The organism is Microbacterium sp. F51-2R, from assembly GCF_052180235.1.
Classification (GTDB): Bacteria; Actinomycetota; Actinomycetes; order Actinomycetales; family Microbacteriaceae; genus Microbacterium.
On record NZ_CP197470.1, the window covers coordinates 2,786,182 to 2,812,153 of the forward strand.

Genomic DNA, 25,972 nt, shown 5'->3' on the forward strand with positions numbered 1-25,972 from the left:
CGAGCCGCTCACCGGTCGACGAACCGACCTGCGACCAGATCAGCCCCGCGGCGGCGCGGTCGACTCGCGGACGTTCAGGACGGGGTTGAGCATGACCCGGTGCACGGGGCGATCGGGCTCGTGGATCCGGCGGATGAGGAGGTCGACGGCCGCCGCCCCGACATCCATCCGCGGCGGGCTCACGGCCGTGAGCGCGGGCGTGAACAGCTCGGCCACCTCGTCGTCGTACGCGATGACCGACAGGTCGCCGGGCACCGAGATGCCGCGGGCGAGCGCGAGGTCGACGAACGCCATGGCCTCGGCATCGGGGTGCACGAGGAGCGCCGTCGTCCCACTCTGCATCGCCCGGTCGAGGGAGGCGTTGACGGCGTCCCGGAAGTCCGGGCTGCTGCGGTCGGGGAGCAGGTGCTCGAAGTGCTGCGTCGGCGTGAGCCCCAGCTCGTCGCACACCGCCTGCCACCCCGCGGCGATCTTGCGCGACGTGGGCGAGTCCCGCGACAGCACGAGCCCGACCTTGCGGTGGCCGAGGTCGGCGAGGTGCCGCGCGGCGAGCACGGCGCCCAGGGCGTGGTCGGAGGTGACCGATTCGACGGGCGCGCGGTCGGGCAGGAGGAACGCGTCGCGCTCGGTCAGCACGCTCGGCACGCCCGCCTGCGCGAGCCACTGGATGACGTCCTGCGCGTGCGGCGTGTCGGTGTTGGGGGCGACGATCAGGCCCTTGACGCCTTCGGAGCGCACGAGGCGCTCGAGCACGGGCCGCTCGTCCTGCAGCTCGTACGACGCGCCGCGCAGGAGGACCCGGAAGCCCCGGCGCCGCGCTTCGCGTTCCATGCCGCGCACGACGCTCGGCCAGTAGTAGTTGAGCGAGGGCACGAGCACCGCGATCGCGTCGGACGTCGCGGTGACCGCGCGCTCGTCGTCGTCGGGCGCCGCCGCCTCGACCCGGTGGCCGTTGCCGCCCTCCGGGGCGACCGCCCCGCCGTGCACGCGCACGAGGAGACCTTCCTCCTCCATCTGCGCGAGGTCGCGGCGCACCGTGACGGGCGTCACGCCGAGCTCGTCGATGAGCTGCGAGACGCGGACGACGCCGTCTCGCGTCAGTGCCGCGAGGACGTGCGCTCGGCGCGCGGGAGCGAGCGCTGCGTGGATCGGCTGGTCGGTCATCGTCGGTCCTTCTCGGTGGCTGCGTCCAGTTCTACCGTGACGCGGAGGTTTCGGTGCTCCGTGACGAGCAGGTCGATGCGCGTCAGCGCGCCGCCCCACACCTCGGTGAGCAGGGGATCGGTCAGTGGGCGCTCCACGAGCGTCGCCGGCACGGCGGGTGTCCAGCGCGCGAGGACGGGGCGCGCGCCCTCGAGCGGGACGATGCGGGCGCCGTCGTCCCGCAGCTCGATCCGCCCTGCGACGAGCAGCCGCACGGTCGTCGGCGGCTCGTCGCCGGCGCCCCAGGGCTCGAGGTCCCACGTGTCGTCGATCGTGACGCGCGCGCCCCGGGCTCCTCGCTCCAGCGCCGCTTCGCGCCGCCACGAGACGAGTCCGGGAGCCTCGTAGGCGCCCGCGAGCTCGAGCGCGAGTGCGCTGCGTTCGTCGGTCACGTCGCATGCGACGACGGATGCCGCGTACCCGGCGCCGGCCGGCTGCGCCGCGCCGCGGATCTCGGGCACGTTGTGCCACGTGCTCTGCATCGTCCAGATGTCGTAGCGGCGCGGCCCGAACGTCTCGGCCGTGTAGGTCGGGCGCCCCGCATCGACGAGGACGGGCACGCCGTCGACGGCGACCACGAACGACCCGACGTCGTTGTGGTTGTGGTGCTCGCCGTTGTGGCCGCCCTTGATCGCGAGGGCCGCTCCCGCCGCCGTGCCGGCGCCCTCGCGCGCGAGGAGCACCTGCGTCGACGGCAGCCACGTGTCGCGCGGCAGCGGCGAGGTCGCAGCGGTATCGCCCTGCCAGGCGTCGTCGGTGAGGCCGCGCAGCAGGCGGCCGAGTCCTTCGCGCTCGGTCGCGAGCGGCTCGCCGGGCCGGCGCTGGGCGGCGGCGTGGCGGCGCGCGTCGTCGTCGCCGACGCGGCGGGCCGCGCGGTGCAGCGCGTGCCACGGCTGCTCGCGGGTCGGCCGGGCCTGGCCGTCGGCGAGGTTGAGGTACCAATCGCCGCCGAGGTGCGAGCGGTGCGGGAACGCCACGGTCTCTCGCAGCGCTTCGACGGATGCCGCGGCATCCCACCGCCCGTCCGTCGCGAAGGCGAGCACGTCGAGGGCCTCGAGCGCCCGGCAGGCGCCGTTCCACCAGTACGAATAGCCCTCGTCGATCGCCCCGTCGTCGGGGAGCGAGGCCACGTAGCGGTCGAGGCCTTCCACGACGAGGTCGGTCACCTCGGCGCGGAGGGCCTCCTCCGGCGGGTCGTCGAGCAGCTGCAGTGCCGCGACGAGCACGTTGCCGTGGATCCACGGGTTCCAGTTGTGCACGTCGCCGTCCAGACCCAGCCAGTGCCAGTCGCGCCGCGTCACGAAGGGGTCGATGACGCGCACGCGCGCCTCGCGCCGGATGCGCGCACGAAGCCCCGGGTAGCGCTCGTCGAGCCGCGCGCCGAGGACGCGGTCGATCCACGCGAGCTGGCCCACGACCTCGCCCGCGCCGAGATCGAGGAACGGGTCGTCCACCGTCGCGAGGACGGCGCCGTGGCGCGCGAGAGTGTCGTCGTGCGCGGGCCAGCACCATGAGCTCTGCTCGCACAGGAGCACGACGCCGTCGGCGACCTCGTCGATCCAGCGGCCCTCGAGCGTCAGGGCGGCGGCGGCCGTCGCGCGGCTCAGGCGCCGCTGGCGCTCGAAGGCGAGCGACTCCCACTCCTCGCGGTCGCCGTCGCGGTGCACGCGCGCGGCCAGGCTCGCGAGGGGGAGCGGCCAGGGCGAACCGAGGTCGCGCTCGGCCCGCGCGAGGAGGTCCTCCGCGGAGACGGGATCGACGGCACCCCAGGCATGGCGGTCTTCCGCGGTCGGAACCGGGAGAGAATCCGCCGGCGAGCGGAGGATGCCGCGCCGCAGCGCCGTGGCCCTGTCGGCCCCGAAGAGGCCCGCGAGGGGACCCGCGAACGCCTGCGTCACCATGAGCTCTCTCTTCGTCGAGTCGTGTCGCCCGCAACGGTCTGGGAGCGGGGTTCGAGGCATCCATCACCTCTGAAACGATCATAAACGATCATAACGAAAAGGAAAAGTCTTGCGATGACCGATATTGATTGCTAATCTCCGAAAGCGGCGCCGCGAGGGCGGTCCGCCCGAGCCATTCAAGGGAGAACCACGGTGACGCGCAACGACGAAGTCCGGGACGGCGCCTCGACGCCCGACTGGAGCCGTGCGCAGTGGCTCGCCTACGCCGATCGCCTTCTCGCCGGCGCTCGCGCCTTCGCCTCGCCGGGCCACGCCCGCATCACGCCTCCCGGCGCGGAAGGGGGCTACGGCGCTGCCGTCGACGGCCTCGAGGGATTCGCCCGCACCTTCCTCCTCGCCGGCTTCCGCATCGCCGGTGAGCGCGGTCAGGGCGTCGACGACCTCATCGACTTCTCCGCGCGGGGGATCGCGACGGGCGTCGACCCCGACGCGCCCGACCGCTGGGTGCGGCTCGACGAGCACCCGCAGGCGAAGGTGGAGGCGGCCTCCCTCGCGCTCATCCTCGACCTGACCCGCCCGTGGATCTGGGATCGCCTCGACGCCGTGACGCAGGAGCGCGTCGTCGCCTACTTCGCGCCGGCCGTCGGAGACCAGACGTACCCGCGTACGAACTGGCTGTGGTTCCGCCTCGTCGTGCAGACCTTCCTCCGCTCGGTCGGGGGCCCGTGGTCGCCGCAGGACGTCGCCGACGACCTCGCTCTCCACGACTCCTTCGCACGCCCCGACGGCTGGCTGTCCGACGGCGACGAGCGCTCCTACGACCACTACGTCGGCTGGGCGCTGCACCTCTACCCCGTGCTGTGGGCGCGCATGCAGGGTGCGGCCGAGCTCGCGCAGGGGCGGACGGCGAAGGATGTCGCGCTGCTGGACCGCTTCCTCCTCGACGCGCGTGCGCTCGTCGGCGCCGACGGCTCGCCCCTCATCCAGGGCCGCAGCCTCATCTACCGCTTCGCGGCGGCGGCCCCGTTCTGGGTGGGCGCGATCGCCGAGGTGCCCTCGACCTCGCTCGGCGCCCTCCGCCACGCGGCGAACCGCGTCGTCGCCCACTTCGCCGACGCCGGCGTGCCCGACTCGCGCGACCTGCTCAGCATGGGGTGGCATGGCGAGTGGCGGCGTCTCGCGCAGGCATACTCCGGCCCCGCCTCGCCGTACTGGGCGACGAAGGGCCTCCTCGGCGTCTCGCTCCCGGCCGACCACCCGGTGTGGAGCGCTCCCGCCGAGCCTCTCCCGGTCGAGGCGGCCGACTCGCTCCGCGCCGTCCGCGCGGCGGGATGGCTCGTCTCGGGCACCGGCGCCGACGGGATCGTGCGCGTCGTCAACCACGGCACCGATCACGCGACCGAGGGCAGCCTCGTCGGCGACTCGCCGCTCTACGCGCGCCTGGGCTATTCCACGGCGACCGCTCCGCTCGCCAACGGTCGCGCATGGCGCGAGCCGCTCGAGCAGTCGGTCGCCCTCGTCGACGGCGAGGGGCGTGCGACGCACCGCGCCGCGATGCGACTTCTCGACGTGCGCATCGATGACGAGGTCGGCGTCGCCGCCTCGACGTGGCCGGCCCACTTCATCGACCCCGCCACCTCGCAGGTGCGCCACGGCTCGGGCATCGAGGGCGAGGTCGCCGTCGCCGGCCGGCTCACGGTGCGCTCGCTCGTGCGCGGGCCGTGGGAGGTGCGCCTCGTCGACGTCGACGATGTCGAGCCCGCCTTCGACCCCGCCGGGCTGACCCTGCGGGTCGGCGGCTGGGCCGTCGCAGACGCCGTCGCGTCGACTCAGGGTGCCGCGGCCCGCGTTTCCACGGCGCGCCTGAGCAGCGGCATCCGTCCCCTCCTCGGCGACGGCGCGACGGGCATCGAGGTGCGCCCCGACTCCACGCCGCTCGGCGCCGGCGCGAGCGTTCCCGTCGTGACGTTCCCCGTCGCGGCGGGGGAGCGCGTCGCCGTCATCGTCGAGCTCGCCGGCACCCCCGCCGACCTCGCCGCGGCGCGCCTCGAAAGCGAGGCGGACGAGGTCCGCATCGCGTGGCCCGACGGCGTCGTGACGATGTCGTCTCTTCCAGACCCCCGGATCGTCGAAGCGTCGACCCGGTGACCGCAGGACCCGAGGAAGGGTCCGCAATTCTGCACTCGCAAAGGAGCAGCATCACAATGAAGCGCAAGTTCGCAGCAGCGGCGGGGATCGCCATCGTCGCCACGCTGTCGCTCGCCGCCTGCAGCGGCGGCTCGGGCGACACCCCGGCCGCCGAGGAGTCCTCGGGTCCTGTGACCCTGACCCTCTCCGGCTGGAGCCTCGAGACCACGCCCGAATTCCAGACGCTCGCCGACGCCTTCCACGAGAAGAACCCCGACGTCACCGTCGAGCTCAAGGAGTACGACCCGGCGAACTACAACACTCTGGTCACCGCCGACCTCGCGGCCGGAGTCGGCCCCGACATCATCACCCAGAAGGAGGTCAAGTACGTCACGACCTTCCAGGAGGGCGGCCAGCTGCTCGACGTCTCCGACGTCACGCTCCCCGACGGCATCAGTGGCACCTCGTCGTACGAGGTCGACGGCACCTCCTACGGCGTGCCGTACCGCCAGGACTCCTGGGTGCTCTTCTACAACAAGGCGCTCTTCGACCAGGCCGGCGTGGACTACCCCGACGGCTCGTGGACGTGGGACGACTACGACAAGGCCGCTGCGGCGCTGACCGAGGGTCTGTCCGGCGCGGGAAGCGCCGCCAAGGGCACGTACCAGCACCGCTGGCAGTCGACGGTCCAGGGCTTCGCGAACGCGCAGTCGAAGGACGGCGACATCCTCAAGGGCGACTACGGCTACCTGAAGCCCTACTACGAGCGCGTCCTCGCGCTGCAGGACGCCGGCTACCAGGTCGACTTCAACACCTCGAGCGCCAACCAGCTCACCTACCAGGGCGAGTTCGGCAAGCAGAACGCCGCCATGATGCCGATGGGCACGTGGTACGTCGCGACGCTCATCGCGCAGCAGGCCTCGGGCGACGCCGACACCTTCGACTGGGGCATCGCGCCGATCCCGCAGCTGGACGAGAAGACGACCGGCACCGACAAGACCCCGGTGACCTTCGGCGACCCGACCGGCTTCTCGATCAACGCCGGCATCGACAAGGCCAAGGTCGGCGCGGCCAAGAAGTTCCTCGAGTTCGCCGCCGGTGAAGACGCCGCCAAGGCGCTCGCCGCCATCGGCATCACCCCCGCGCTCCTCAACGACGCCGTCGTCGAGACGTACTTCGGCGTCAAGGGCGCTCCCTCCGACGACCTGTCGAAGTTCGCCTTCTCGACCCACGAGACGCGTCCCGAGAACCCGACGTCGAGCAAGACGGCCGCGATCCAGGGCATCCTGGGCGACCTGCACACGGCGGTGATGTCGGGCTCCGACAACATCGACAACGCGATCAAGACCGCTGAAGACCGCGTCAAGAACGAGGTCGGCCTCGACTGAGGTCTCTCTGGGCGGCCGGGCCGCGGCATCCGTTGCCCGGCCGCCCCACCATCCCCCCTCTTCCCCTCTGGAGGACACCATGACGAGCCTCGTCGCCGACGACGTCGCCGCCGCATCACCGCCGCCCGCATCTCGGCGGCGCCGCAGGTCCCGGCTGCGCCTGCGCAGCACGCTGATCGGCTGGAGCTTCATCCTCCCGAACTTCCTCGGGTTCGCTCTGCTCACCCTCGTGCCGGTCGTGACGCTCTTCTACATGTCGTTCACGAACTGGAACGTGTTCGGCAAGGCCGACTGGATCGGCCTCGCGAACTTCCAGCGCCTCCTCGGCGACGGCAGCTTCCGCATCTCGGTCCTCAACACGCTCTACTACTCCGTCATGCACATCCCGCTGACGATCGTCGTGTCGCTGGGCCTCGCGCTGCTGCTCAACAACAAGCTGCGCGGCATCGCGTTCTTCCGCACCGCCGCGTTCTTCCCCTACATCACCTCGATCGTCGCGATCGCGGTGGTGTGGAACCTGCTCTTCAGCCCCGATTACGGCCCCATCAACCAGATCCTGCGCTTCATCGGGTTCGAGAACCCTCCGGGATGGCTCACCTCGTCGGAGTGGGCGATGCCCGCGGTCGTCATCGTCAGCACGTGGCGCGACATGGGCTACTACATGATCCTCTTCCTCGCGGGCCTGCAGACGGTGCCCCGCGAGCTGCACGAGGCCGCCCGCGTCGACGGGGCGAACGTCTTCCAGCGCTTCTTCAACGTCACGCTCCCGTGCCTGCGCCCGACGATGTTCTTCGTCACCGTGATGCTCACGATCAACTCGTTCAAGATCTTCGACCTGATCCTCGTCATGACCAACGGCGGGCCCGGGCAGGCGACGCTCGTGCTGTCGCAGTTCATCTACAAGAAGGGCTTCGAGGAGAGCCAGTTCGGCTACGCGTCCGCCGCAGCCGTCGCCCTCTTCCTCCTGTGCATCGTCGTCACGATCGTGCAGTTCTTCTGGAACAAGCGGAGGAGCTACTGATGACCGCCATCGAAAGCCCCATCAGCCGGCGTCAGCTCGAGGACGTCGCGGAGGAGCAGTCCCCGCCGCCCGTCGACGGCAAGACGCTCACGCCCGCGCGGCGCGTCGCCCGGATCGTCGGCTACACGGTCCTCGTGCTCGCCGCCGTCGCGCTCCTCATGCCGTTCTTCTGGATGGTCATGAGCTCGCTGAAGTCGGCCAACGAGGTCTTCTCGGTGCCGATCAAGTGGTTCCCCGAGACCTTCGTGTGGAGCAACTACGTCGAGATCTGGACAGAGTCCGACATGCTCACGTGGATCCGCAACACGCTCGTGCTCGCGGTCGTGGTGACGTTCCTGCAGGTGCTGACCGGGTCGTTCGCCGCCTACGGCTTCGCCAAGATGCGCTTCCCGGGGCGCGACGTGCTGTTCCTCGTCTACATCGGCACGATCGCCGTGCCGTGGCAGTCGTACATGATCCCGCAGTTCATCCTGCTGTCGAACCTCAAGGTCTCGAACACCCTGTGGGCGATCATCCTCATCCAGGCCTTCGGCGCGTTCGGCGTGTTCCTCATGAAGCAGTACTACGAGACGATCCCCGAGGAGCTGTCCGAGGCGGCACGCCTGGACGGGCTCAGCGAGTACGCCATCTGGCGCCGCATCATGCTGCCGCTGTCGATCCCGGCCCTCGCGAGCCTCACGCTCCTGACGTTCGTCAACACGTGGAACGACTACCTCGGACCGCTCATCTACCTGCGCAGCCCCGACCTGTGGACGATCCAGTTGGGGCTCAAGAGCTTCGTCTCGAACCTCTACGACACCAACTACGCCCTCCTGTTCGCGGGCCTGACGATCTCGGTCATCCCGATCGCGGTCATCTTCCTCCTGGGTCAGCGCTTCTTCATCGAGGGCATCGCGACGAGCGGGATGAAGGGATGAACGCCTTGCGCCGCATCTCGCACGAGTCGTACGCGAACGTCTTCGCCGTCGTCTACCTCGGCCTCGTGACGAACGCCCTCCTCCTGATCGCCTGCCTGCCGCTGGTCGTGCTCCTGGTCACGACCGATCCCGCGCGCTCGTGGCCGCTCCTCGCGATCGCCGCGCCGCTGGCCGCGCCCGGCCTCACGGCGGCGTTCACGGTGTTCCGCGAGCACGCCCGGGGGAGCGTCACGGTCGCGCGGGACTTCATCGCGGGCCTGCGTGCGACGTGGCGCCGGTCGCTGCCGCTCGGAGGGACGCTGTCGGCCGTCGTCGTCGTGCTCCTCGTCGACGTGCGCGCCTTCGCCGGCACACCGCTCGGCGTCGTCGCGGTCCCCCTCCTCGCGGTGCTGACCGTGCTCGCGCTCGCCACCGGGCTCCTCGGCTTCGTCGCGATCGCGGAGGACCCGCGCGTGCGCCTTCGCGACGTGCTCCGCGCGTCGGCCTGGCTCGCGGTGCGCCGCTGGTACCTCTCGGCGGTGTCGCTCGTGGTCCTGGCGGCCCAGGCGGTGCTCTTCACGTCGCTGCCCGCGATCGCACTGGGGCTCACGGCATCCGCTGCCCTCTACCTCGTGTGGGCGAACTCCCGATTCGCTCTCCGGCCCGTGCTCGCCATCCCCGACACGCAGACCGCCTGACAACGAGCTCCGCTCGAGACCACCCCACGAAGGAACACGAAGACCGATGACGTCCACGCCCCCGACCCAGGAGCGCACCGCCCGTGCCGCGGAGCCCGCCCTCGCCGGCGCCCTGTCCACCGTCCGTCGCAACATCGAGACGTTCGGCGACCTCTACCCCGACGACACGACGCGCGACGACCGCTACCCGCTGCGCCCCGCCCAGGGGATCTTCCCCGAGGGCGGCAACCGCGGCTGGACGACGAGCTTCTGGCCGGGTGCGCAGTGGCTCGCGTGGGAGCTCACGGGAGACGATGTGTTCCGGGATGCCGCGCTCCGCCACGCGGCGGATTTCGAGCGTCGCGTGCGCAACGGCGAAGACCTCGACACCCACGACCTCGGCTTCCTCTACACGCTCGCGTCGGTCGCGCCGTGGCGTCTCCTGGGCGACGAGAGCGCGCGCGAAGCGGCGCTCCTGGCGGCGGATCACCTCATGATGCGCTTCCTCGAGCCCGCCGGGATCATCCAGGCGTGGGGCGACCTGTCCGACCCGGCGCAGCGGGGCCGGACGATCATCGACAGCCTCATGAACATGCCGCTCCTCACGTGGGCCTACGAGCAGACCGGCGAGGAGCGCTTCGCCGATGCCGTGCGCCGCCACACGACGCAGCTGCGCGAGCACATCCTGCGCGAGGACGACTCCACCTTCCACACGTTCTACTGGGATGCCGAGACCGGCGAGCCGCTGCGCGGCGCGACCGAGCAGGGCGCCCACGACGACTCGTGCTGGGCGCGCGGGCAGGCGTGGGGCATCTACGGCTTCGCCCTGAACCACCGGGCGACCGGCGACCCGACCCTCCTCGAGGCCGCGTGGCGCTGCGCCGACTACTTCCTCGCGCACCTCCCCGCCGACGTCGTTCCGTTCTGGGACCTCGTCTACCACGACGGCAGCGACGCCCCGCGCGACAGCTCGGCCGCCGCGATCGCCGTGTGCGGGCTGTTCGAGCTCGCCGAGCTCGAGCCCGGCACGCCCCGCGGCGAGCGTGCGGGGGCCGCGGCCAACGCGATCCTCGACTCGCTCGTGGCGCGCTATGCGCCCGAGCCCCCCGAGGCCTCCGACGCCCTGATCCTGCACGGCGTCTACGACCTCCCGAAGCACAACGGCGTCGACGAGGGCACCCTGTGGGGCGACTACTTCTACCTCGAGGCGCTCACGCGCCGCGCCCTGCCGGGATGGAAGCCGTACTGGTGACATCTGCCTCGACACCGGGAGGTGCACCGTGCGCCTCGTGACCATCGCCACCGCCGACGGGCCGGTGGCGGCATCCGTCATCACAGACGCCGCCGGCGCGGACCGCGTCGTGACGCTCCCGGACGATCTGTCGCGCGCGGGCGTCGCGGAGATCCTCGCCGACGCGGGCCTGCTCGCGGCGGCGCGGGCCGAGACCGCGGCCCGGGCCGAGACCGCGGCGCGGGGCGGGACCGCGGCGCGGGCCGAGACCGCGGCCCGGGCCGAGACGGACGCGCTCGGGTGGTCGGGCCTTCCGCTCCTCGACGATGCCGACCTGCGGGCGCCCGTCGTGCCGGGCAAGATCCTGTGTCTCGGGTACAACTACCGCGGGCACGTGCCCGACGGCGCCGATCCCACCGCGAACGATCCCGAGTGGCCCGACGTCTTCGTCAAGACGCCGAACACGCTCGCGGGGCCGCGCGAGGCGGTCGTGATCCCGCCGGGAGCGACCGACGTCGACTACGAGGGTGAGGTCGCGATCGTCATCGGCCGTCGTGCGCAGCGCGTCTCGCTCGAAGACGCCCTCGAGCACGTCGGCGGCTACACGATCCTCAACGACGTGTCCGACCGGGCGTGGCAGCGCCGGCAGAGCCAGTGGGCGCTGGGCAAGTGCTCCGACGGGTTCGCGCCGCTCGGGCCGTGGGTCGTCACGCCCGACGAGGCGGGGGATCCGCAGGACCTCCTCGTGGAGGTCGTGCGCGACGGCGTCGTCACGGTCTCGCAGTCGACGTCGACGACGATCTTCAGCGTCGCTTTCGTCATCCATCACCTGAGTCAGGTGCTGACCCTCGAGCCCGGCGACGTCGTCTCGACCGGCACCCCCCAGAAGCTCCCCGCGGCGCAGGAGGCGCACCGGCCGCTCGGCGACGGCGACGCCGTCACGGTGCGCATCTCGCGCCTCGGCGAGCTCACCACCCGCTTCACGACATCCGTTCCCGATCGGCAGGAGGCCGCCCCATGATCCTCGACTCGTTCCGCCTCGACGGCCGCGTCGCCCTCGTCACGGGGTCGAGCCGCGGGCTCGGCCAGGGGGCCGCCGTCGCGCTCGCCGAAGCCGGCGCCGACATCGCGCTCATCGACCGGGGCGCCCCCGACGAGACCATCGCCGCCGTCGAGGCCCTCGGTCGCCGCGTGCACAGCGTTCGCCGCGACCTCGGCCACGCCGCCCCCGCCGACCTGACTGCGGCGGTCGACGAGGTCGTCGCCGAGCTCGGACGCATCGACATCCTCGTCAACAACGCCGGCACGATCCGTCGCGCGCCGGCCGCCGAGTACACCGCCGAGGACTGGACCGACGTGCTGTCGGTCAACCTCGACGCGGTCTTCCACCTCTCGCAGGCAGCGGGCCGGCACATGATCGCGCAGGGCCACGGCCGCATCATCAACGTCGCCTCGATGCTCTCCTTCCAGGGCGGCATCCTCGTGCCGGCGTACACGGCGTCCAAGCACGCCGTCGCGGGCCTGACGAAGGCGCTGGCGAACGAGTGGGCGGCCTCGGGCGTGACCGTCAACGCGATCGCCCCCGGCTACATGGCGACCGACAACACGGCGGCGCTGCGCGCCGACACCGAGCGCGAGGCATCCATCGTCTCCCGCATCCCTGCGGGCCGCTGGGGCACGCCCGCAGACCTGCAGGGAGCCTTCGTCTTCCTCGCGTCGGACGCCGCGGCCTACGTCACGGGCGCCATCGTGCCCGTCGACGGCGGCTGGCTCGTCCGCTGACACCCGAACCCCCATACGAGACCAGGAGCGACATGGAACAGCGTTACGCCACCAACCCCGACCAGATCCCCGGCATGACGACGGCAGACCTGCGCGAGCGCTACCTCGTGCCCGACGTGTTCGTGCCCGGCGAGATCCACCTCGTCTACACGCACCACGACCGCATCGTGCTCGGCGGCGCCGTGCCCGCGGGATCGTCGCTCGAGCTGACCGGCTACCCCGAGATCCGCAGTGACTACTTCCTCGAGCACCGCGAGCTCGGAATCATCAACGTCGGAGGCGCGGGCACCGTCACCGCCGACGGCGAGGAGTACACGCTCGTCAAGGGGGCGTGCCTGTACCTCGGCCGCGGCATCCGTTCGATCACCTTCGCCGATGCCGACGGTGACGCGCAGTTCTACCTCTTCTCGGCACCCGCGCACACGGCCTACCCGTCGGCGCTCGTCAACCCCGGCGAGGGCACGGTGCGCGAGCTCGGCGACCAGGCGACCTCCAACCGCCGGACGCTCAACCAGTACATCCACGAGAACGGCGTGAAGTCGTGCCAGATCGTGATGGGCGTGACCGAGCTCCACGAGGGATCGATGTGGAACACGATGCCCGCGCACACCCACGACCGACGTACGGAGTGCTACCTGTATTTCGACCTCCCCGAAGACGCGCGCGTCATCCACCTGCTCGGTGAGCGCGAGGAGACGCGTCACCTCGTCGTCGCCGATCGCCAGGCGATCATCTCCCCGAGCTGGTCGCTGCACTCGGGCGTGGGCACGGCCGCGTACTCGTTCATCTGGGCGATGGCGGGCGAGAATCAGGCCTTCGACGACATGGACGCCGCGCCCGTCACCGACCTGCGGTGATCGGCGCGATGACGGCATCCCGGGCGGGGGCACTGCTCGCCGTCGGCGAGACGATGGCGATGGTCGCGCCCGCCGCGGCGGAGCGCCTCGCCGACGCGGCGGACTTCCGCGTCGATGCGGGCGGCGCGGAGTCCAACGTCGCGTCGCACGTCGCGGCGTTCGGCGGCGAGGCGCGCTGGTTCAGCCGCCTCGGCGACGACCCGCTCGGGCACCGCATCGCGCGGCAGCTCGCCGAGCGGGGCGTGGACGTGTCGGCGGTCGTGTTCGATGCGCGGCATCCGACCGGGGTGTACTTCAAAGACCCCGGCCACGGCGTGCGGTACTACCGAGCAGGCTCGGCGGCGGCGCACCTCTCGCCGGCGGACGTCGATGCCGTCGACCTCGCCGGCGTCGCGGTGCTGCACGTTTCGGGGATCACGGCGGCGATCTCGCCGTCGGCCGCCGGCTTCCTCGAGGCGGTGATCGAGCGGGCGCGCGCGGCCGGCGTGCGCGTGAGCTTCGACGTCAACCACCGCGCGCCGCTGTGGACCGCCGAGGTCGCCGCACCGGCGCTCCTGGCGCTCGCCGCCCGCGCCGACATCGTGTTCGTCGGCCGGGACGAGGCCGAGCTCCTGTGGGCGACGACGGATGCCGCATCCGTCCGCGCTCTTCTCCCCGGCGTCCCCGAGCTCGTCGTGAAGGACGGCGACGTCGGCGCCGCCGTCTTCGCCGGCGGTGCGACGCTCTTCGAGCCCGCGCTCGCGGTCGAGGTCGTCGAGGCCGTCGGTGCGGGGGACGCGTTCGCCGGCGGCTACCTGTCGGCGCTCCTCGAGCGGGAGCCGCTCGCCGAACGCCTGCGTCGCGGGCACCGCCGCGCCGCCCTGACCCTCCAGACCACCAGCGACTCCGTCGACGAGAGGACCCGCGCATGACCGACCACGAGTTCGAGACGATCTTCGGGGGTGCGCCGGTCATGGCGATCCTCCGCGGCATGGGCGTCGAGCGCTCCGCGGCCCTCTCGAGGACGGCGTGGGACCTCGGGATCGACTCCGTCGAGGTGCCGCTGCAGACCGAGGAGGACGAGCGGGCGCTGCGCGAGGTCGTGAGACTGGCCGCGGAGCGCGGCAAGCTCGTCGGGGCCGGGACGATCGTCGCGGCGGAGCAGGTCGCCGTCGCGCGAGCGGCGGGCGCAGCCTACGTCGTCTCGCCGGGGCTCGACCCCGCCGTCGTGCGCGCGGCGCAGGCCTCCGGCATCCCGATCCTTCCCGGGGTCGCGACTCCGAGCGAGGTGCAGCTCGCGATGTCGCTGGGCCTCACATGGCTCAAGGCCTTCCCGGCGACGTGGCTCGGGGCAGGGTGGTTCCGGCATATCCGCGGGCCGTTCCCGCAGGCGCGCTTCGTCGCCACCGGCGGCATCGACGCGTCGAACGCGGCGGAGTTCCTCGACGCCGGGGTCAAGGTCGTTGCTGTGGGCTCGGCACTCGAGGACGCCTCGCAGCTCGACCGCCTCGCCACGCTCCTCGCGCGCTGAGGCGTGCGGCCCGCGTGGGGCCTTGGCGGCTGGTCCCTGTGCTTTCGCCACAACGTCGGAGATAACCACAGCGCAGGATCGGATCGGTCTTTCGGGTCCGACGTTGTGGCGATCTCCGACGCGGTGGCGGGCGAAAAGGGCGCGCACGGGTCGGATGGACGCGCACGGGGCGGGAGAGGGCGCGGGCGGGAAGGGGGGCGGGCAGGAAGGGCGGGCGGGCGACGGATGCCGGGTCCCGACGCACCCCCGCAGGGCGAGCCCCGGTCAGCCGACGCCGGGGGGCGCCGTGGACTCCCGCAGCTGCAGCTCCGGCAGCACGTACGTGCGCTGCACGGGGCGCCGCGGCCCGTCGCCGAGCCGGTCGACCATTGTCTCGACGGCGAGCCGGCCGACGTGCTGCTTCGGCGGGCGCAGGGCCGTGATGGGCGGTTCTGCGCTCTGGGCGACCTCGTCGTCGTAGGCGATGACCGCGAGGTCCTGCGGGATCGACCAGCCGTGGTCGCGGGCGTACTGCTGAAGCAGCACGGCCTGCGGGTCGGAGTGGATGAGGAGAGCGGTCGTGCCGGTCTCCCGGCAGCGGCCGAGGAGGTCGGCGATAAGGGCCTCGCGTGCGACGCCGTCCATCGCGTCGAGCGACGCGTCGACGTCGACGGGGCATTCCAGGCCAAGCTCGGCGACGGCGCGGTCCCAGCCCCGGCGCAGGTGGAACGACGTCGGCGAGCCCGACGACGTGATGATCCCGACGCGGCGATGGCCGAGCGCGGCCAGATGATCGGCGGCGAGCGAGCCGCCGAAGACGTGGTCGGTCGTCACCCACTCCAGGCGCGTGAGTGCGAGCGCCGAGGGGGCCCGGCGCTCGGCGAGCACGACGGGGATCGGCAGCGACTCGAGCCACTGGAGGAGCGCGTGCCCGTCGGCCCCCGCCGTCTCGGGCGCGGCGATGAGTCCGTGGAGGCTCCCCGACTCGACGAGTGAGGCGATCTGGCGCCGCTGGTCGTCGACGGAGTAGCTCGCGCCGCGGAGGATCAGCTGCACGCCGAGCTCGGTCGCGGCCGCCCGCGCGCCGACGATGATGTGCGGCCAGTAGTAGCTGAGCGAGGGCGTCACCATGCCCACGCGGTAGCGGATGGGGGCCGCGGCCGCCGCCGCGACGGGCACGGTCGTGTCGAGGCGGCTGCGCAGCGTCGCCCCGCCGTGCACGCGGGTGAGCAGGCCCCGATCGGCGAGGTGGCTGATGTCGCGCCGGATCGTGAGCTCGGCGACACCGAGTTCGCGCGCGAGGTCGGCGACGCGCACGGCGCCCGCGCGGCGCAGCTCGTCGAGGATGCGCTCGCGCCGCGAGAGGCCGAAGGCAGGAGGGTCGGCCGCGTCATCCATCCGCTGAGGCTACAACTGCGTTCGGAATGATTCAAGTGTGAACGAATGTGTTCGATCAGTTCCACAGTTCGCGGTAACACGCAAAAATCGCCCTCGGGCACGTTGCCGTGCCCGGGGCGCGTCCATAGGCGGGATCGCGGCACCCAGGTCACATGCGAATGGAGAGCGCAGATGTCGCAGGCAAGGATGCCTCGTCCCCGGGGCGAACGGCGATCACAGCGGATGCGGACGGCGGTGGCCCTCGCCGTCACGGCGGCCGCGATCGCCGCGCCCCTCACGGTGCCGGTCGCGGCGCAGGCCGCGGGCGCCGATCCCGTGAGCGTCACGATCGACGGCGCCGACGTCGCGGCGGCGGCGCAGAACCGCAACGGACTCACGTTCAAGGGGTTCGGCGTGCTGTCGGCCAACTCGACGAGCGCCCTGCTGCTGGACTACAAGTCGCAGCACCCCGAGAAGTACTGGGAGCTCATCGAGACCCTGTTCGGCGGCGAGCACCCGATCATGAACACGGTCAAGATCGAGATGGGCAACGACCGCAACACCTCGACGGGCCCCAACGCCGCCACGATGCGCTCGCGCGACGAGTACCCCAACGTGCTCCGCGAGCCCGGCTTCCAGCTCGCCGCCGACGCTCAGCTCGTCGCGCACGGCGACATCCACCTGAGCCTGCTGCGCTGGAACCGTCCGACGTGGGTCACGAGCCACGCCGATCAGTACGTCTGGTTCAAGAACACCGTTCTCGCGGCCTACCGCCAGTACGGCCTCATGGTCGACTCGATCAATCCCGACGCGAACGAGACCGGCAACCCCGACCAGCAGCTCTACAAGGACTTCGCCGGCTGGGTGCGCGGCGACACGAAGGGCTACGAGGGTGCGACCGCCTCCGACCCCAACAACGGCTTCAAGACGCCGGAGGAGAAGGCGCTCTTCACCTCCATCCAGACGATCGCGGGCGACACGGTCGGCACGCCGCCGGTCGCCCTCGGCAACGCGATGACCTCGACGACCGACTCGTCGCTGCGCGACGCCGTCGACATCATCGGCTTCCACTACTCCAGCGCCGACGACAGCGCCGGCAACATGAAGAAGATCGCCGAGCAGCTCGACCGCGAGGTGTGGAACTCCGAGGGTCAGTCGACCTTCTCGAGCTCCGCCGACCGGCCGAACAACAACGCCAGCGACGAGCAGGGCGGCTTCGGCACGAAGTTCGGCGGCACGAACAGCGCCCTCGAGATGGGCAACTGGATCACGACGGGGTTCAACGCCTCGCGGCGCACGATGAACATCTTCCAGCCCGCCATCGGGTCGTTCTACGACGGGTTCCAGTACTCGTCGAAGGAGCTGGTCAACGCCCGCGACCCGTGGTCGGGGTGGATGTACTACGACGGCGGCCTCGCCGTGCTCGAGCAGTTCACGCAGTTCGCCACGCTCGGGTGGGAGAACGACGACAACACCGCGGGCATCTGGCGCGCGATCCCGAAGGCTTCGGGCAGCGAGCTGGGCACGGGCAACCCGCCGAGCGGCGCCCGCGCCGGCGGCGCCTCGTACACGACGCTCGCCGCCCCCGACGCGAGCGACTTCTCCACCGTCATCGTCAACGACAGCAAGTTCACCAAGACCTACCGGATCACGGCGAAAGACCTCGACCTCGGCGCCGACCAGACCGTCGAGGTGTGGGAGACGCGGGCCGCCGATGCGGGAGAGGCATATGACGCGAACTACCTGCAGCCCGTCGCCGAGCTCGCGTCCGACGGCACCGGCACGTACTCGGTGACCGTGAAGCCCTGGTCGACCGTCACGGCGACCTCGCTCGACCAGGCGACCGCCCGCCAGGACGGCACCCTCGTGGCGAAGGCCGGGTACGGCAGCTCGCTGCCGAGCTCGAAGGAGTACACGGATGCCGATGGCGGCCGTGACGTGCTCGACACCGATGCGACGGGCAGCGTCAACGGCGTGACCGACGACGGCACGCTCTACGCCGACGACTTCGACTACGCCGGCCTCGGCGACATCAAGGGCTACGACCCCGACACGAAGCAGCTCGTCGACTCGGGCGAGTCCTTCGTCGACGCGCGCGGTGGCAAGGCCAAGCCCGCCGGCACCCCCGCGGTGCAGGGGGAGGACAACGGCGCGACGCCGCGCTACACGAACGACACGAACGGGGCGTTCGAGTCGGTCGCGTCGACGGATGCCGCGCACGGCCGCGTGCTGCGTCAGCAGGTCGGCCCCGGCATGGCCGGCAGCGCCTGGAACAGCGGCGACCCCAAGACGACGATCGGCGACGCCCGCTGGGCGAACTACACCGTCTCGGCCGACGTGCTGTTCGAAGCATCCGGATCCCAGTACGCGACCATCGGCGCACGCGAGCAGGGCGGCACGGCCAACGGCCAGAGCGTCTCTGCGGCGGAGTTCAAGATCGACCCCGCGGGAGCCTGGAGCTTCATGCGCTTCGGCGCGACCGTCTCCAGCGGCACCGTCCCGGCGGCCGCCTCGTTCAAGACCGGCGCCGGCGTGTGGAACAAGATCGCCGTCACCGTCGCGGGCGCCGTGTACACGGCATCCGTCAACGGCGTGCAGGTCGCGACGTACACCGATCCCGCGCCGCAGGCGACGGGCCGGATCCAGCTCGGGTCGAGCTTCAGCTTCGTGCAGTTCGACAACCTCCAGGTCGTTCCTGTGGCCGGCTACACGCCGTACTACTCCGACGTCATCGACGGCATGCATCAGACGAGCTGGGCGGACACCTCGAAGAAGGTGCTCGACTTCGACGCGGCGTGGAGCCATGTCAACGGTCAGGGCATGTTCGAGTGGCAGCGGACGGCCTCCAAGAGCACGGCGAAGGGCGCGGCCCTGACCTACGCCTTCACGGGCACGGGCCTCGACATCATCGGGACGAACTCCGGCACGCCGACGCTCGACGTCGTGGTCGACGGCGTGCAGATCGTGGTGGCGGCCCCGACGTACAGCGCGGGCAGCGAACGCACGGCCTACATGCTGCGCGGCCTTGCGAACGGCGCGCACACGGTCGTCATCAAGACCGCGAACACGCAGGCGATCAACGTCGACGCCGTCGGCGTCGTGAAGGCCAACGCCGACTCGGCGAAGGTCGACACGACCGCGCTCTCGGCTCTCGTCGACTCCGTGAAGGGCCTCGCCGAGTCGGACTACAGCACCGACTCGTGGGCCGTCTTCGCCGCGGTGCTCGCCGACGCGAAGGCCGCGGTCGCCGACCCCGTCGCCTACGGGCTCGACGTCGAGGGTGCTGCGGCGCTCGCGTCGCGGCTCTCGGCGGCGACCGACCGCCTCACACCCAAGGACGTGAGCGCCGACGTCGTCGACCTCGGCGTCGTGACGGTCACCTCGCGCGAGCGCACGCTCCCGGCGAAGCTGCCGATCGCGGGGGCCGATGCGAAGGTCACGTGGAGCCTCTCCTCGGTCGACGCCGCCAAGAGCACGGCCGAACTCGCCTCGTTCGCGGCGACGGGGCGCACGACCGACAAGACGAGCGCGGGCGTGTACCAGCGCTTCAGCGCGACGGTCGTCGTCGTCCCGGCCGATCTGACGTACTTCATCGACTCGGGCTCCTCGGGCGCCCCGGCCGGCTCGGTCTACTCGGCCGTGAAGAGCGCGTTCCCGAACCTGCTCAACGCCACGAGCGACCAGAAGTGGGACGGCACGACGGCCGGCACGACGTGGGGCTACTCCACCGCGTCCGCCACCGCCGCCGCCGGCACTCCGGCGGACTGGGGCTCGTCTTACCTCGGTGCGGACTACAACAAGCCGATCACGTACCACCTCACCCTGCCCGCCGGCACGTACAACATCGTCGGCGTGCAGGCGCCGCGCGCGGGTCTCACGACCAACGTGTACGCCACGGTCAAGGCCGCGGGGAAGACGTCGACGAAGACCGCCGTCTCGACGGGAGCGGCCACGCCGGTCGCGCAGTCGGTCACGCTCGACACGGCGGGCGTCGTCGATCTCGAATTCGGCACGAACGGCACGAGCGGCTACAACGCCCGTCTCGCACTCGCCTACGTCCAGACGATGCCGCGTGACCTCGGCGTGCAGGGGGCGCTCGGTCTGAAGCAGCCGCTACCCGCGAAGGTCGACGTCGCGGGCACCGCGACGGCGGTCACGTGGGACGAGGCATCCGTCGCCCAGCCCCGTGCCGAGTACGCCAAGCTCACGGTCACCGGACGCCTCACCGAGAGCGGCCAGCAGGTCGTGGCGGCGTACGAGATCATCCCGTCGCGCCTGGTCTACTACATCGACTCCGGCACGAACGGCGCGGATTCGCCGCAGTACGCCGCCGTGAAGAAGTCGGTGCCGACGCTGCGCAACGACAAGATCGACCAGGTCTCGACCTCGGCCGACCAGTGGGGCTATGTCGCCGACGGCATGAAGGTCAAGGGCACGACCGACATCAACGACAAGTACTCGACGGGTCTCTACCAGGACACGACGAAGCTCGTCTACCGGCTGCCCCTCGACGCCGGCACGTACACCCTGACGGGCGGATTCACCGAGTGGTGGAATCTTAGCCGGTCGATGTACCAGACGGTGTCGGTCGGCGGCGTCGAGCTCGCCAAGGGCAGCGTGCCGCTGTCGGGCTCCAACACTCCGCTCGCGGCCGACCTGACGTTCACGCTGGACGCCCCGGCGACCGTCGAGTACGTCGTGACGAACGAGGGGGCCGGTGCCGAGAAGCCCGTCATCTCGTGGCTCGCGGTCGAGAACGTGACGCCGCCCGCCGGCCTCTCGGTGGCCACGCGCTGTGTCGCGGGCAAGGTCGTGGCGGTCGCGACGGTGACGAACAAGAGCGATGCGAAGCTCAGCGGCTCGCTCGCGACGCCGTGGGGCACGAAGCAGATCGACGGACTCGCCGTCGGCAAGTCGACGTCGTTCGCCCTGTCGACCCGTCAGGCGTCGATCCCGGCGGGGGAGATGACCCTGACGCTGCCGAAGGACGCGTCGGGCTCGACTCCCGACCCCATCACGACGGCGTTCGAGGCGTCCTCGTGCGGCTGAGCGCGTGAAGTGAGGACGGATGCTGCGACCCGGCCGGTGCCGAACCGGCCGGGTCGCGGCATCCGTCCCCCTGCCCCTCCCGCACCCATCCGTGAAGGAACACCGCCATGACCCACCTCCGCACCGCTGCGACCTGGGCGATCGGGGCGCTCCTCGTCTCGTCCGTCGCCGCCTCCGCCCCCGCTGCGGCCTCCGCCGCGAGCCCGGCCCCTGCCACCACCGCCGTCACCCCGGCGGCCGTGACCACCGCCGCCGTCGTGACCGACCCGGCCGACGGCGTGCCGCGCATCGACCCCGCGCCCGCCTACGACGACTACGAGCCCATCGCCGACCCCGGCTCGGGCTCGTCGACCTACTTCCAGCCGTTCTGGTACGACACGCAGGGGCGGCACATCCAGGCGCACGGCGGGCAGATCGTCACGACCGAGGAGAACGGCGAGACCGTCTACTACTGGTACGGCGAAGACCGAACGAACGGCTACTACGGCAGCCCGGGCGTCTCGGTCTATCGCTCGACCGACACCCGCAACTGGGAGAACCTCGGCACGGCGCTGCGCGGTGTCTCCAGCAGCGCGCAACTGACGACCGACCCCTACTTCGTCGACCTCTACGGCACGCTCGACGGTGCGGGTCAGCCCAGGACCGACCTCGTGCAGTCGCTGTCGTACTACCTCAACACCGATCAGAACTGGACCTACACCGCGATCTTCGAGCGGCCCAAGGTGCTCCACAACGCCGAGACCGGCAAGTGGGTCATGTGGTGGCACGCCGACGGGCGCACGTCGCCGGGCGGGTCGATGTACGCGCGCTCGATGGCTGCGGTCGCGGTCGCGGACAGCCCGGCCGGCCCCTTCAAGATGACCGGCGCCTACCGGCTCTACAACCGCTCCGACTACCGGGCGTGCACCTCGAGCGCGGTCCCAGGGCAGGCGCGCGACATGACGGTGTTCCAGGATGCCGACGGCTCGGCCTACATCGCCTACTCGTCCGAGGAGAACTACTCCCTCTATGTCGCGAAGCTCGACGACGACTACACGAACCTCGAGCACACGAGCACCACCGACCCGGTGCGCGCGGGCTCGTTCGGTGCGAGCGGAAGCTACACGTTCCAGTACTCCGAGAGCGGCCGCTATCCGCACCTCTTCGCCGACGGCACCGCCGACGCCCCCGTGCGCGGCGTCGACTTCCAGATCGTCAAGGAATGCGGGCACCTCGAGGCGCCCGCCATGTTCGCGCACGGCGGCAAGTACTACGTGATCGCCTCGGGCGCGACGGGATGGGCCCCCAATCCGCAGACGTACTACAGCGCCGACGACCTGCTCGGCAGCTGGATCCGCGGCGTGAAGGCCGGCGACCCGTACGAGAACGTCGCCTACAACTCGCTCCCCGAGGGCGGCGACGGTCTCCTCTCGATCGGCGACGCGCGCCGCACGACGTTCGGCTCGCAGTCGACGAACGTGCTCACGCTCGGCCCCGGGCAGTACGTCTACATGGGCGACCGGTGGAACGAGGGCAAGTCCGACTCGACCTACGTCTGGCTGCCGATCACGGTCGTCGCCGACGGGGCGCTCGAGATGCGCAATCCCGCGGCGGAAGACCCCGCGCGCTGGGGTTCGGGGTGGGACCGGTCGTACTGGGACGACAAGGGTCTCGGCGCGAAGATCTGGCGGCTCGCGGATGCCTCGATCCCCGAGGCCGTCCGGCTCGGATCCGCGCCCGCCGACGCGCTGCCGCCGTCGCTGAAGGTCGAGGTCGACGGGCAGGTGCGAGACGTCGCAGTGCAGTGGAACGCGTCGTTCGACGCGCTCGGCACGACGACCGTGACCGGGCTCCTCGCCGCCGACGCCGACTTCGGCCCCGGCCGGCGTGTGACGCGCACCGTCGACGTGTGGGACTACGGCGTCGCCGACGTCGCACCTGGTGCGACCGTGACGGCCTCGAGCCGGCAGGATCTCGCCCGCACCGTCGTCGATCGGAACGTCAAGGGCAAGGGGTGGGACGACTGGGTCGGCGGCGGCGTCTTCCCGCGCGACAGCTGGCTCGCCTTCGACTGGGCCTCGGCGCAGCGCCTGCAGAAGATCCTCGTGCACACCTACCGCGACGGCACGGCCTCGTGGCCCTCCACGGTCGCCGTGCAGTACAAGGCGAACGGTGCCTGGGTCGACACCCAGGTCAGCGCGACGCTCGACCAGACCGCCACGACCGCGCCGGTCGCGACGCTGGATGTGTCGGGGCTGCCCGCGACGACGGGGATCCGCCTGCAGCTGCACTCCGAGACGAACGTGTGGCAGTCGATCTCCGAGGTGCAGATCCAGGGCGCCGCGGCGCAGGGCGGCAACGTCTGCCGCGTGCCCGGTGCGAGCGTCTCTGCGACCTTCTCGCAGACGGAGTGGGAGACGTTCCCCGCGACGAACGCCTGCGACGGCTCGGCGAGCACGCCGTGGTCGACATGGGCGGGCTCGCTCGCCTCGCGCACCGCGGTCGACTTCACCCTCGCGACGGGCACGGCCTATGAGGTCTCGTCGGTGGCGTTCACCAACACCGAGGGCTCGCCCACGACGGTCTCGGTCGCCTACCGCGGCATCGACGGGCGCTGGCACGACACGACCGCGAAGGCCGTCGCGATCGCGGCGAACGGCACCCAGACGTCGGCGGGCTTCACGCCCGTCGTCGCGACGGCGGTGCGCCTGACCTTCGCGACGCCGGCGACCTACCTCAAGATCCCCGAGATCCAGGTGACGGGAACGCTCGCCGCGGCGCCGGCAGCCGCCGCGCCCGTCGAGGCGTCGGTCGCGACTCGCTGCGTCGCGGGCAAGGTCACGGTCGTGGCATCCGTCACCAATACGGATGCCGCGCCTCTCGCGATCGGGATCACGAGCCCGTTCGGGTCGAAGTCGTTCGCGACGGTCGCCCCCGGCAAGACCGTCTCGGCCGCGTTCTCGACGCGCCTCGCGCAGACCGCTGCCGGGAGCCTCGAGGTCACCGCCACGGGTTCCGGCGCCCCGGCGACGACGCGCGTCGCTTACGCCGCGAAGTCCTGCGGCTGACACAGACACGACGGATGCCGCGACCTGCGCCCGGTCGCGGCATCCGTCGCCTGTACCTGCCGCAGTACTACTTGATGGAGCCCCGCGTGACGCCGGAGATGACCCAGCGCTGGCTGAAGATGTAGACGATCAGCAGGGGAGCCATCGCCATGAGGTACGAGGCGAACGCCACCGTGTAGTCGGTGTTGAACTGCCCCTGGAAGACGTACTGCGCGAGCGGCAGGGTGCGCGCCGACGGATCGGTCAGCACGACCAGCGGCATGATGAAGTCGTTCCACGCCCACACGCACGTGAGGATGCCGACCGTCGCGTTCATCGGCATGAGGAGCGGGAAGATCACCGACCAGAAGACGCGCCACGTGCTCGCGCCGTCGATCCGGGCGGCCTCCTCGAGCTCGATCGGGATCGAGCGGATGAAGGCCGTGTAGATGAAGATGTTCAGCGACAGGCCGTAGACGGTGTACAGGATGATCATCCCGACCTGGTTGTCGAGCCCCAGGATCGCCGTCTGCTTGACCAGCGGCAGCATGATGATCGGGAACGGGATGAACAGCGCCGCCAGCAGGTAGAAGAACACGCCCTTGAAGAACGGCCGGTGCATGTTGCGGGCGAGCGCGTAGGCGACGATCGAGCTCGTCAGCAGCGTGAAGACGACCGACCCGACGGTGATGAACGCCGTGTTGGCGAGGGCCTGCGGGAAGTTCGTGCGCTGCCAGGCCTCGGCGAAGTTGCCCCAGTTGACCGGGTTCGGCCATTCGAATCCCGTGCCCTCGGTCAGCTGGTCGGGAGTCTTGAGCGCGACGACGACCGCGAGGTACAGCGGCACGAGCACCGTGAGCGAGCAGACCGCGATGAGCGCGGTCGCCCACCAGTTGGTCTTGCGGGTGTCGTCGTCCTCCGAGGGGCGACGGCGCAGGAACCGGCGGCGCGGCTCGATCGCGTCGGCGGGCTGCTCGAGCTGCAGGGCGGTGTTGGTCATGGTGGTCATCAGAAGTCGGCCTCTCTGCGCTGAAGGACCCGGAACTGGAAGAGCGAGACGACCGTGATGACGATGAAGAACACCACGGCGTTCGCCGTCTGGTAGGCGAACTCGCCGCCCGAGAAGCCGCCCCGGAAGATGAGCAGCGTCACGGACTCCGTCGACGTGCCGGGGCCGCCGTTGGTGAGGGCGACGATCGGGTCGAAGACCTGCAGGAAACCCTTGAGGCTCAGCACGATGTTGATCGTGAAGAACGCGCTGATGAGCGGGAAGGTGATCGAGGTGAACTGCCGCGCGGATGACGCGCCGTCGAGGGATGCCGCTTCGTAGAGCTCGCCGGGGATCGTCTGGAGTCCGGAGAGATAGATGATGATCGAGAAGGCGCACGCCTGCCACACGGCCAGGGCCACGATCGCCGTCCACGCCCACGTCTCGTTGGTGAGGATGTTGTCGGCGAACAGCGGGATCCCCGACAGGATCTTCGGCAGCGAGTTCGAGAAGAAGAACTGGAACACGTAGCCGATCACGAGGATCGCGAGGACGTACGGCACGAAGTACACGCCGCGCCAGAAGTTTCGCGCCTTGATCTTGGCGTTGAGTCCCAGCGCGATCGCGAGCGAGATGGCGTTCGTGAGCACGGTCGCGACGATCGCGAACAGGAACGAGAAGCCGTACGCCTGCAGGACGCGGTCGTCCTTGAAGAGGTTGATGTAGTTGGAGATGCCGATGAAGTCCCAGTCGCCGTACCCGGGGTAGTTCGTGAAGCTGAAGAAGATCCCGATCAGCACGGGCAGGGTGTGGAAGAAGGCGAAGGCGATGACCGCCGGCCAGACCATCCAGTAGTAGGCGCGTGGCGCGCGGGTGGTCTCGCGGCGCACGCGGGCGGCGCGCTTGCGCGTCGAACCGGGCGTCGACGAGGCGCGTACGGCCTCGGTGAGCGTCGTCATG

General features: G+C 70.9%; 18 protein-coding genes. 13 read left to right on the forward strand and 5 right to left on the reverse strand.

Annotation, left to right across the window (positions count from 1 at the left end; translation table 11 throughout):
* Positions 1–39 precede the first annotated feature (39 nt).
* Both ACSBPH_RS12225 and ACSBPH_RS12230 read right to left on the reverse strand, forming a co-directional pair.
* Positions 40–1,164, reverse strand: a complete 1,125-nt coding sequence (locus tag ACSBPH_RS12225) for a substrate-binding domain-containing protein (protein WP_442574604.1) — start codon at positions 1,162–1,164, stop codon at positions 40–42.
* The gene (locus ACSBPH_RS12230) at positions 1,161–3,104 is read right to left on the reverse strand and encodes a heparinase II/III domain-containing protein (protein ID WP_442574605.1); all 1,944 of its coding nucleotides are present in this window, start codon (positions 3,102–3,104) and stop codon (positions 1,161–1,163) included. The genes ACSBPH_RS12225 and ACSBPH_RS12230 overlap by 4 nt, the downstream gene beginning before the upstream one ends.
* A 192-nt stretch (positions 3,105–3,296) precedes the next feature.
* Between ACSBPH_RS12230 and ACSBPH_RS12235 the strand changes: the two genes are divergently transcribed.
* The 11 genes from ACSBPH_RS12235 to ACSBPH_RS12285 all read left to right on the forward strand — a co-directional run bounded on the left by ACSBPH_RS12235 (position 3,297) and on the right by ACSBPH_RS12285 (position 14,593).
* Positions 3,297–5,252: a DUF2264 domain-containing protein gene (locus ACSBPH_RS12235; protein ID WP_442574606.1), complete on the forward strand. Its 1,956-nt coding sequence runs from the start codon at positions 3,297–3,299 to the stop codon at positions 5,250–5,252.
* Between the two features lie 56 nt (positions 5,253–5,308).
* Positions 5,309–6,619: an ABC transporter substrate-binding protein gene (locus ACSBPH_RS12240; protein ID WP_442574607.1), complete on the forward strand. Its 1,311-nt coding sequence runs from the start codon at positions 5,309–5,311 to the stop codon at positions 6,617–6,619.
* Between the two features lie 79 nt (positions 6,620–6,698).
* A complete protein-coding gene (locus ACSBPH_RS12245) occupies positions 6,699–7,640 on the forward strand; it encodes a carbohydrate ABC transporter permease (protein WP_442574608.1) in 942 nt (313 codons plus the stop codon).
* Positions 7,640–8,557 (forward strand): carbohydrate ABC transporter permease, encoded by a 918-nt coding sequence (locus ACSBPH_RS12250; RefSeq protein ID WP_442574609.1) that lies wholly within the window; start codon positions 7,640–7,642, stop codon positions 8,555–8,557. Before ACSBPH_RS12245 ends, ACSBPH_RS12250 begins: the two co-directional genes overlap by 1 nt.
* Positions 8,554–9,234: a ferredoxin-NADPH reductase gene (locus tag ACSBPH_RS12255; RefSeq protein WP_442574610.1), complete on the forward strand. Its 681-nt coding sequence runs from the start codon at positions 8,554–8,556 to the stop codon at positions 9,232–9,234. The genes ACSBPH_RS12250 and ACSBPH_RS12255 overlap by 4 nt, the downstream gene beginning before the upstream one ends.
* A gap of 46 nt (positions 9,235–9,280) precedes the next feature.
* Complete coding sequence (locus ACSBPH_RS12260; protein ID WP_442574611.1) at positions 9,281–10,465, forward strand: glycoside hydrolase family 88 protein; 1,185 nt, start codon at positions 9,281–9,283, stop codon at positions 10,463–10,465.
* A gap of 37 nt (positions 10,466–10,502) precedes the next feature.
* Complete coding sequence (locus ACSBPH_RS12265; RefSeq protein ID WP_442574612.1) at positions 10,503–11,465, forward strand: fumarylacetoacetate hydrolase family protein; 963 nt, start codon at positions 10,503–10,505, stop codon at positions 11,463–11,465.
* Complete coding sequence (gene kduD, locus ACSBPH_RS12270) at positions 11,462–12,226, forward strand: 2-dehydro-3-deoxy-D-gluconate 5-dehydrogenase KduD (RefSeq protein WP_442574613.1); 765 nt, start codon at positions 11,462–11,464, stop codon at positions 12,224–12,226. The genes ACSBPH_RS12265 and kduD overlap by 4 nt, the downstream gene beginning before the upstream one ends.
* A 32-nt stretch (positions 12,227–12,258) precedes the next feature.
* Complete coding sequence (gene kduI, locus ACSBPH_RS12275) at positions 12,259–13,083, forward strand: 5-dehydro-4-deoxy-D-glucuronate isomerase (RefSeq protein ID WP_442574614.1); 825 nt, start codon at positions 12,259–12,261, stop codon at positions 13,081–13,083.
* On the forward strand, positions 13,080–13,994 hold the full coding sequence (locus ACSBPH_RS12280; RefSeq protein ID WP_442574615.1) for a sugar kinase: 915 nt from the start codon (positions 13,080–13,082) through the stop codon (positions 13,992–13,994). Before kduI ends, ACSBPH_RS12280 begins: the two co-directional genes overlap by 4 nt.
* Positions 13,991–14,593 carry a bifunctional 4-hydroxy-2-oxoglutarate aldolase/2-dehydro-3-deoxy-phosphogluconate aldolase gene (locus ACSBPH_RS12285; protein ID WP_442574616.1) on the forward strand — a complete coding sequence of 201 codons (603 nt, stop codon included), beginning with the start codon at positions 13,991–13,993 and terminating at the stop codon, positions 14,591–14,593. Before ACSBPH_RS12280 ends, ACSBPH_RS12285 begins: the two co-directional genes overlap by 4 nt.
* A 264-nt stretch (positions 14,594–14,857) precedes the next feature.
* Here the strand turns inward: ACSBPH_RS12285 and ACSBPH_RS12290 are convergent, their stop codons facing one another.
* Positions 14,858–15,970, reverse strand: a complete 1,113-nt coding sequence (locus ACSBPH_RS12290) for a substrate-binding domain-containing protein (protein WP_442574617.1) — start codon at positions 15,968–15,970, stop codon at positions 14,858–14,860.
* A gap of 234 nt (positions 15,971–16,204) precedes the next feature.
* Here ACSBPH_RS12290 and ACSBPH_RS12295 point away from each other — a divergent pair, with 234 nt between their 5' ends.
* Positions 16,205–20,998: a family 16 glycoside hydrolase gene (locus tag ACSBPH_RS12295; RefSeq protein WP_442574618.1), complete on the forward strand. Its 4,794-nt coding sequence runs from the start codon at positions 16,205–16,207 to the stop codon at positions 20,996–20,998.
* Positions 20,999–21,105: 107 nt separating this feature from the next.
* Positions 21,106–24,045 (forward strand): discoidin domain-containing protein, encoded by a 2,940-nt coding sequence (locus ACSBPH_RS12300; RefSeq protein ID WP_442574619.1) that lies wholly within the window; start codon positions 21,106–21,108, stop codon positions 24,043–24,045.
* Between the two features lie 67 nt (positions 24,046–24,112).
* Here the strand turns inward: ACSBPH_RS12300 and ACSBPH_RS12305 are convergent, their stop codons facing one another.
* On the reverse strand, positions 24,113–25,033 hold the full coding sequence (locus ACSBPH_RS12305; RefSeq protein WP_442574620.1) for a carbohydrate ABC transporter permease: 921 nt from the start codon (positions 25,031–25,033) through the stop codon (positions 24,113–24,115).
* Entirely contained in the window at positions 25,033–25,971 is a 939-nt protein-coding gene (locus ACSBPH_RS12310) for a carbohydrate ABC transporter permease (RefSeq protein WP_442574621.1), read from the reverse strand. The genes ACSBPH_RS12305 and ACSBPH_RS12310 overlap by 1 nt, the downstream gene beginning before the upstream one ends.
* Position 25,972 lies beyond the last annotated feature (1 nt).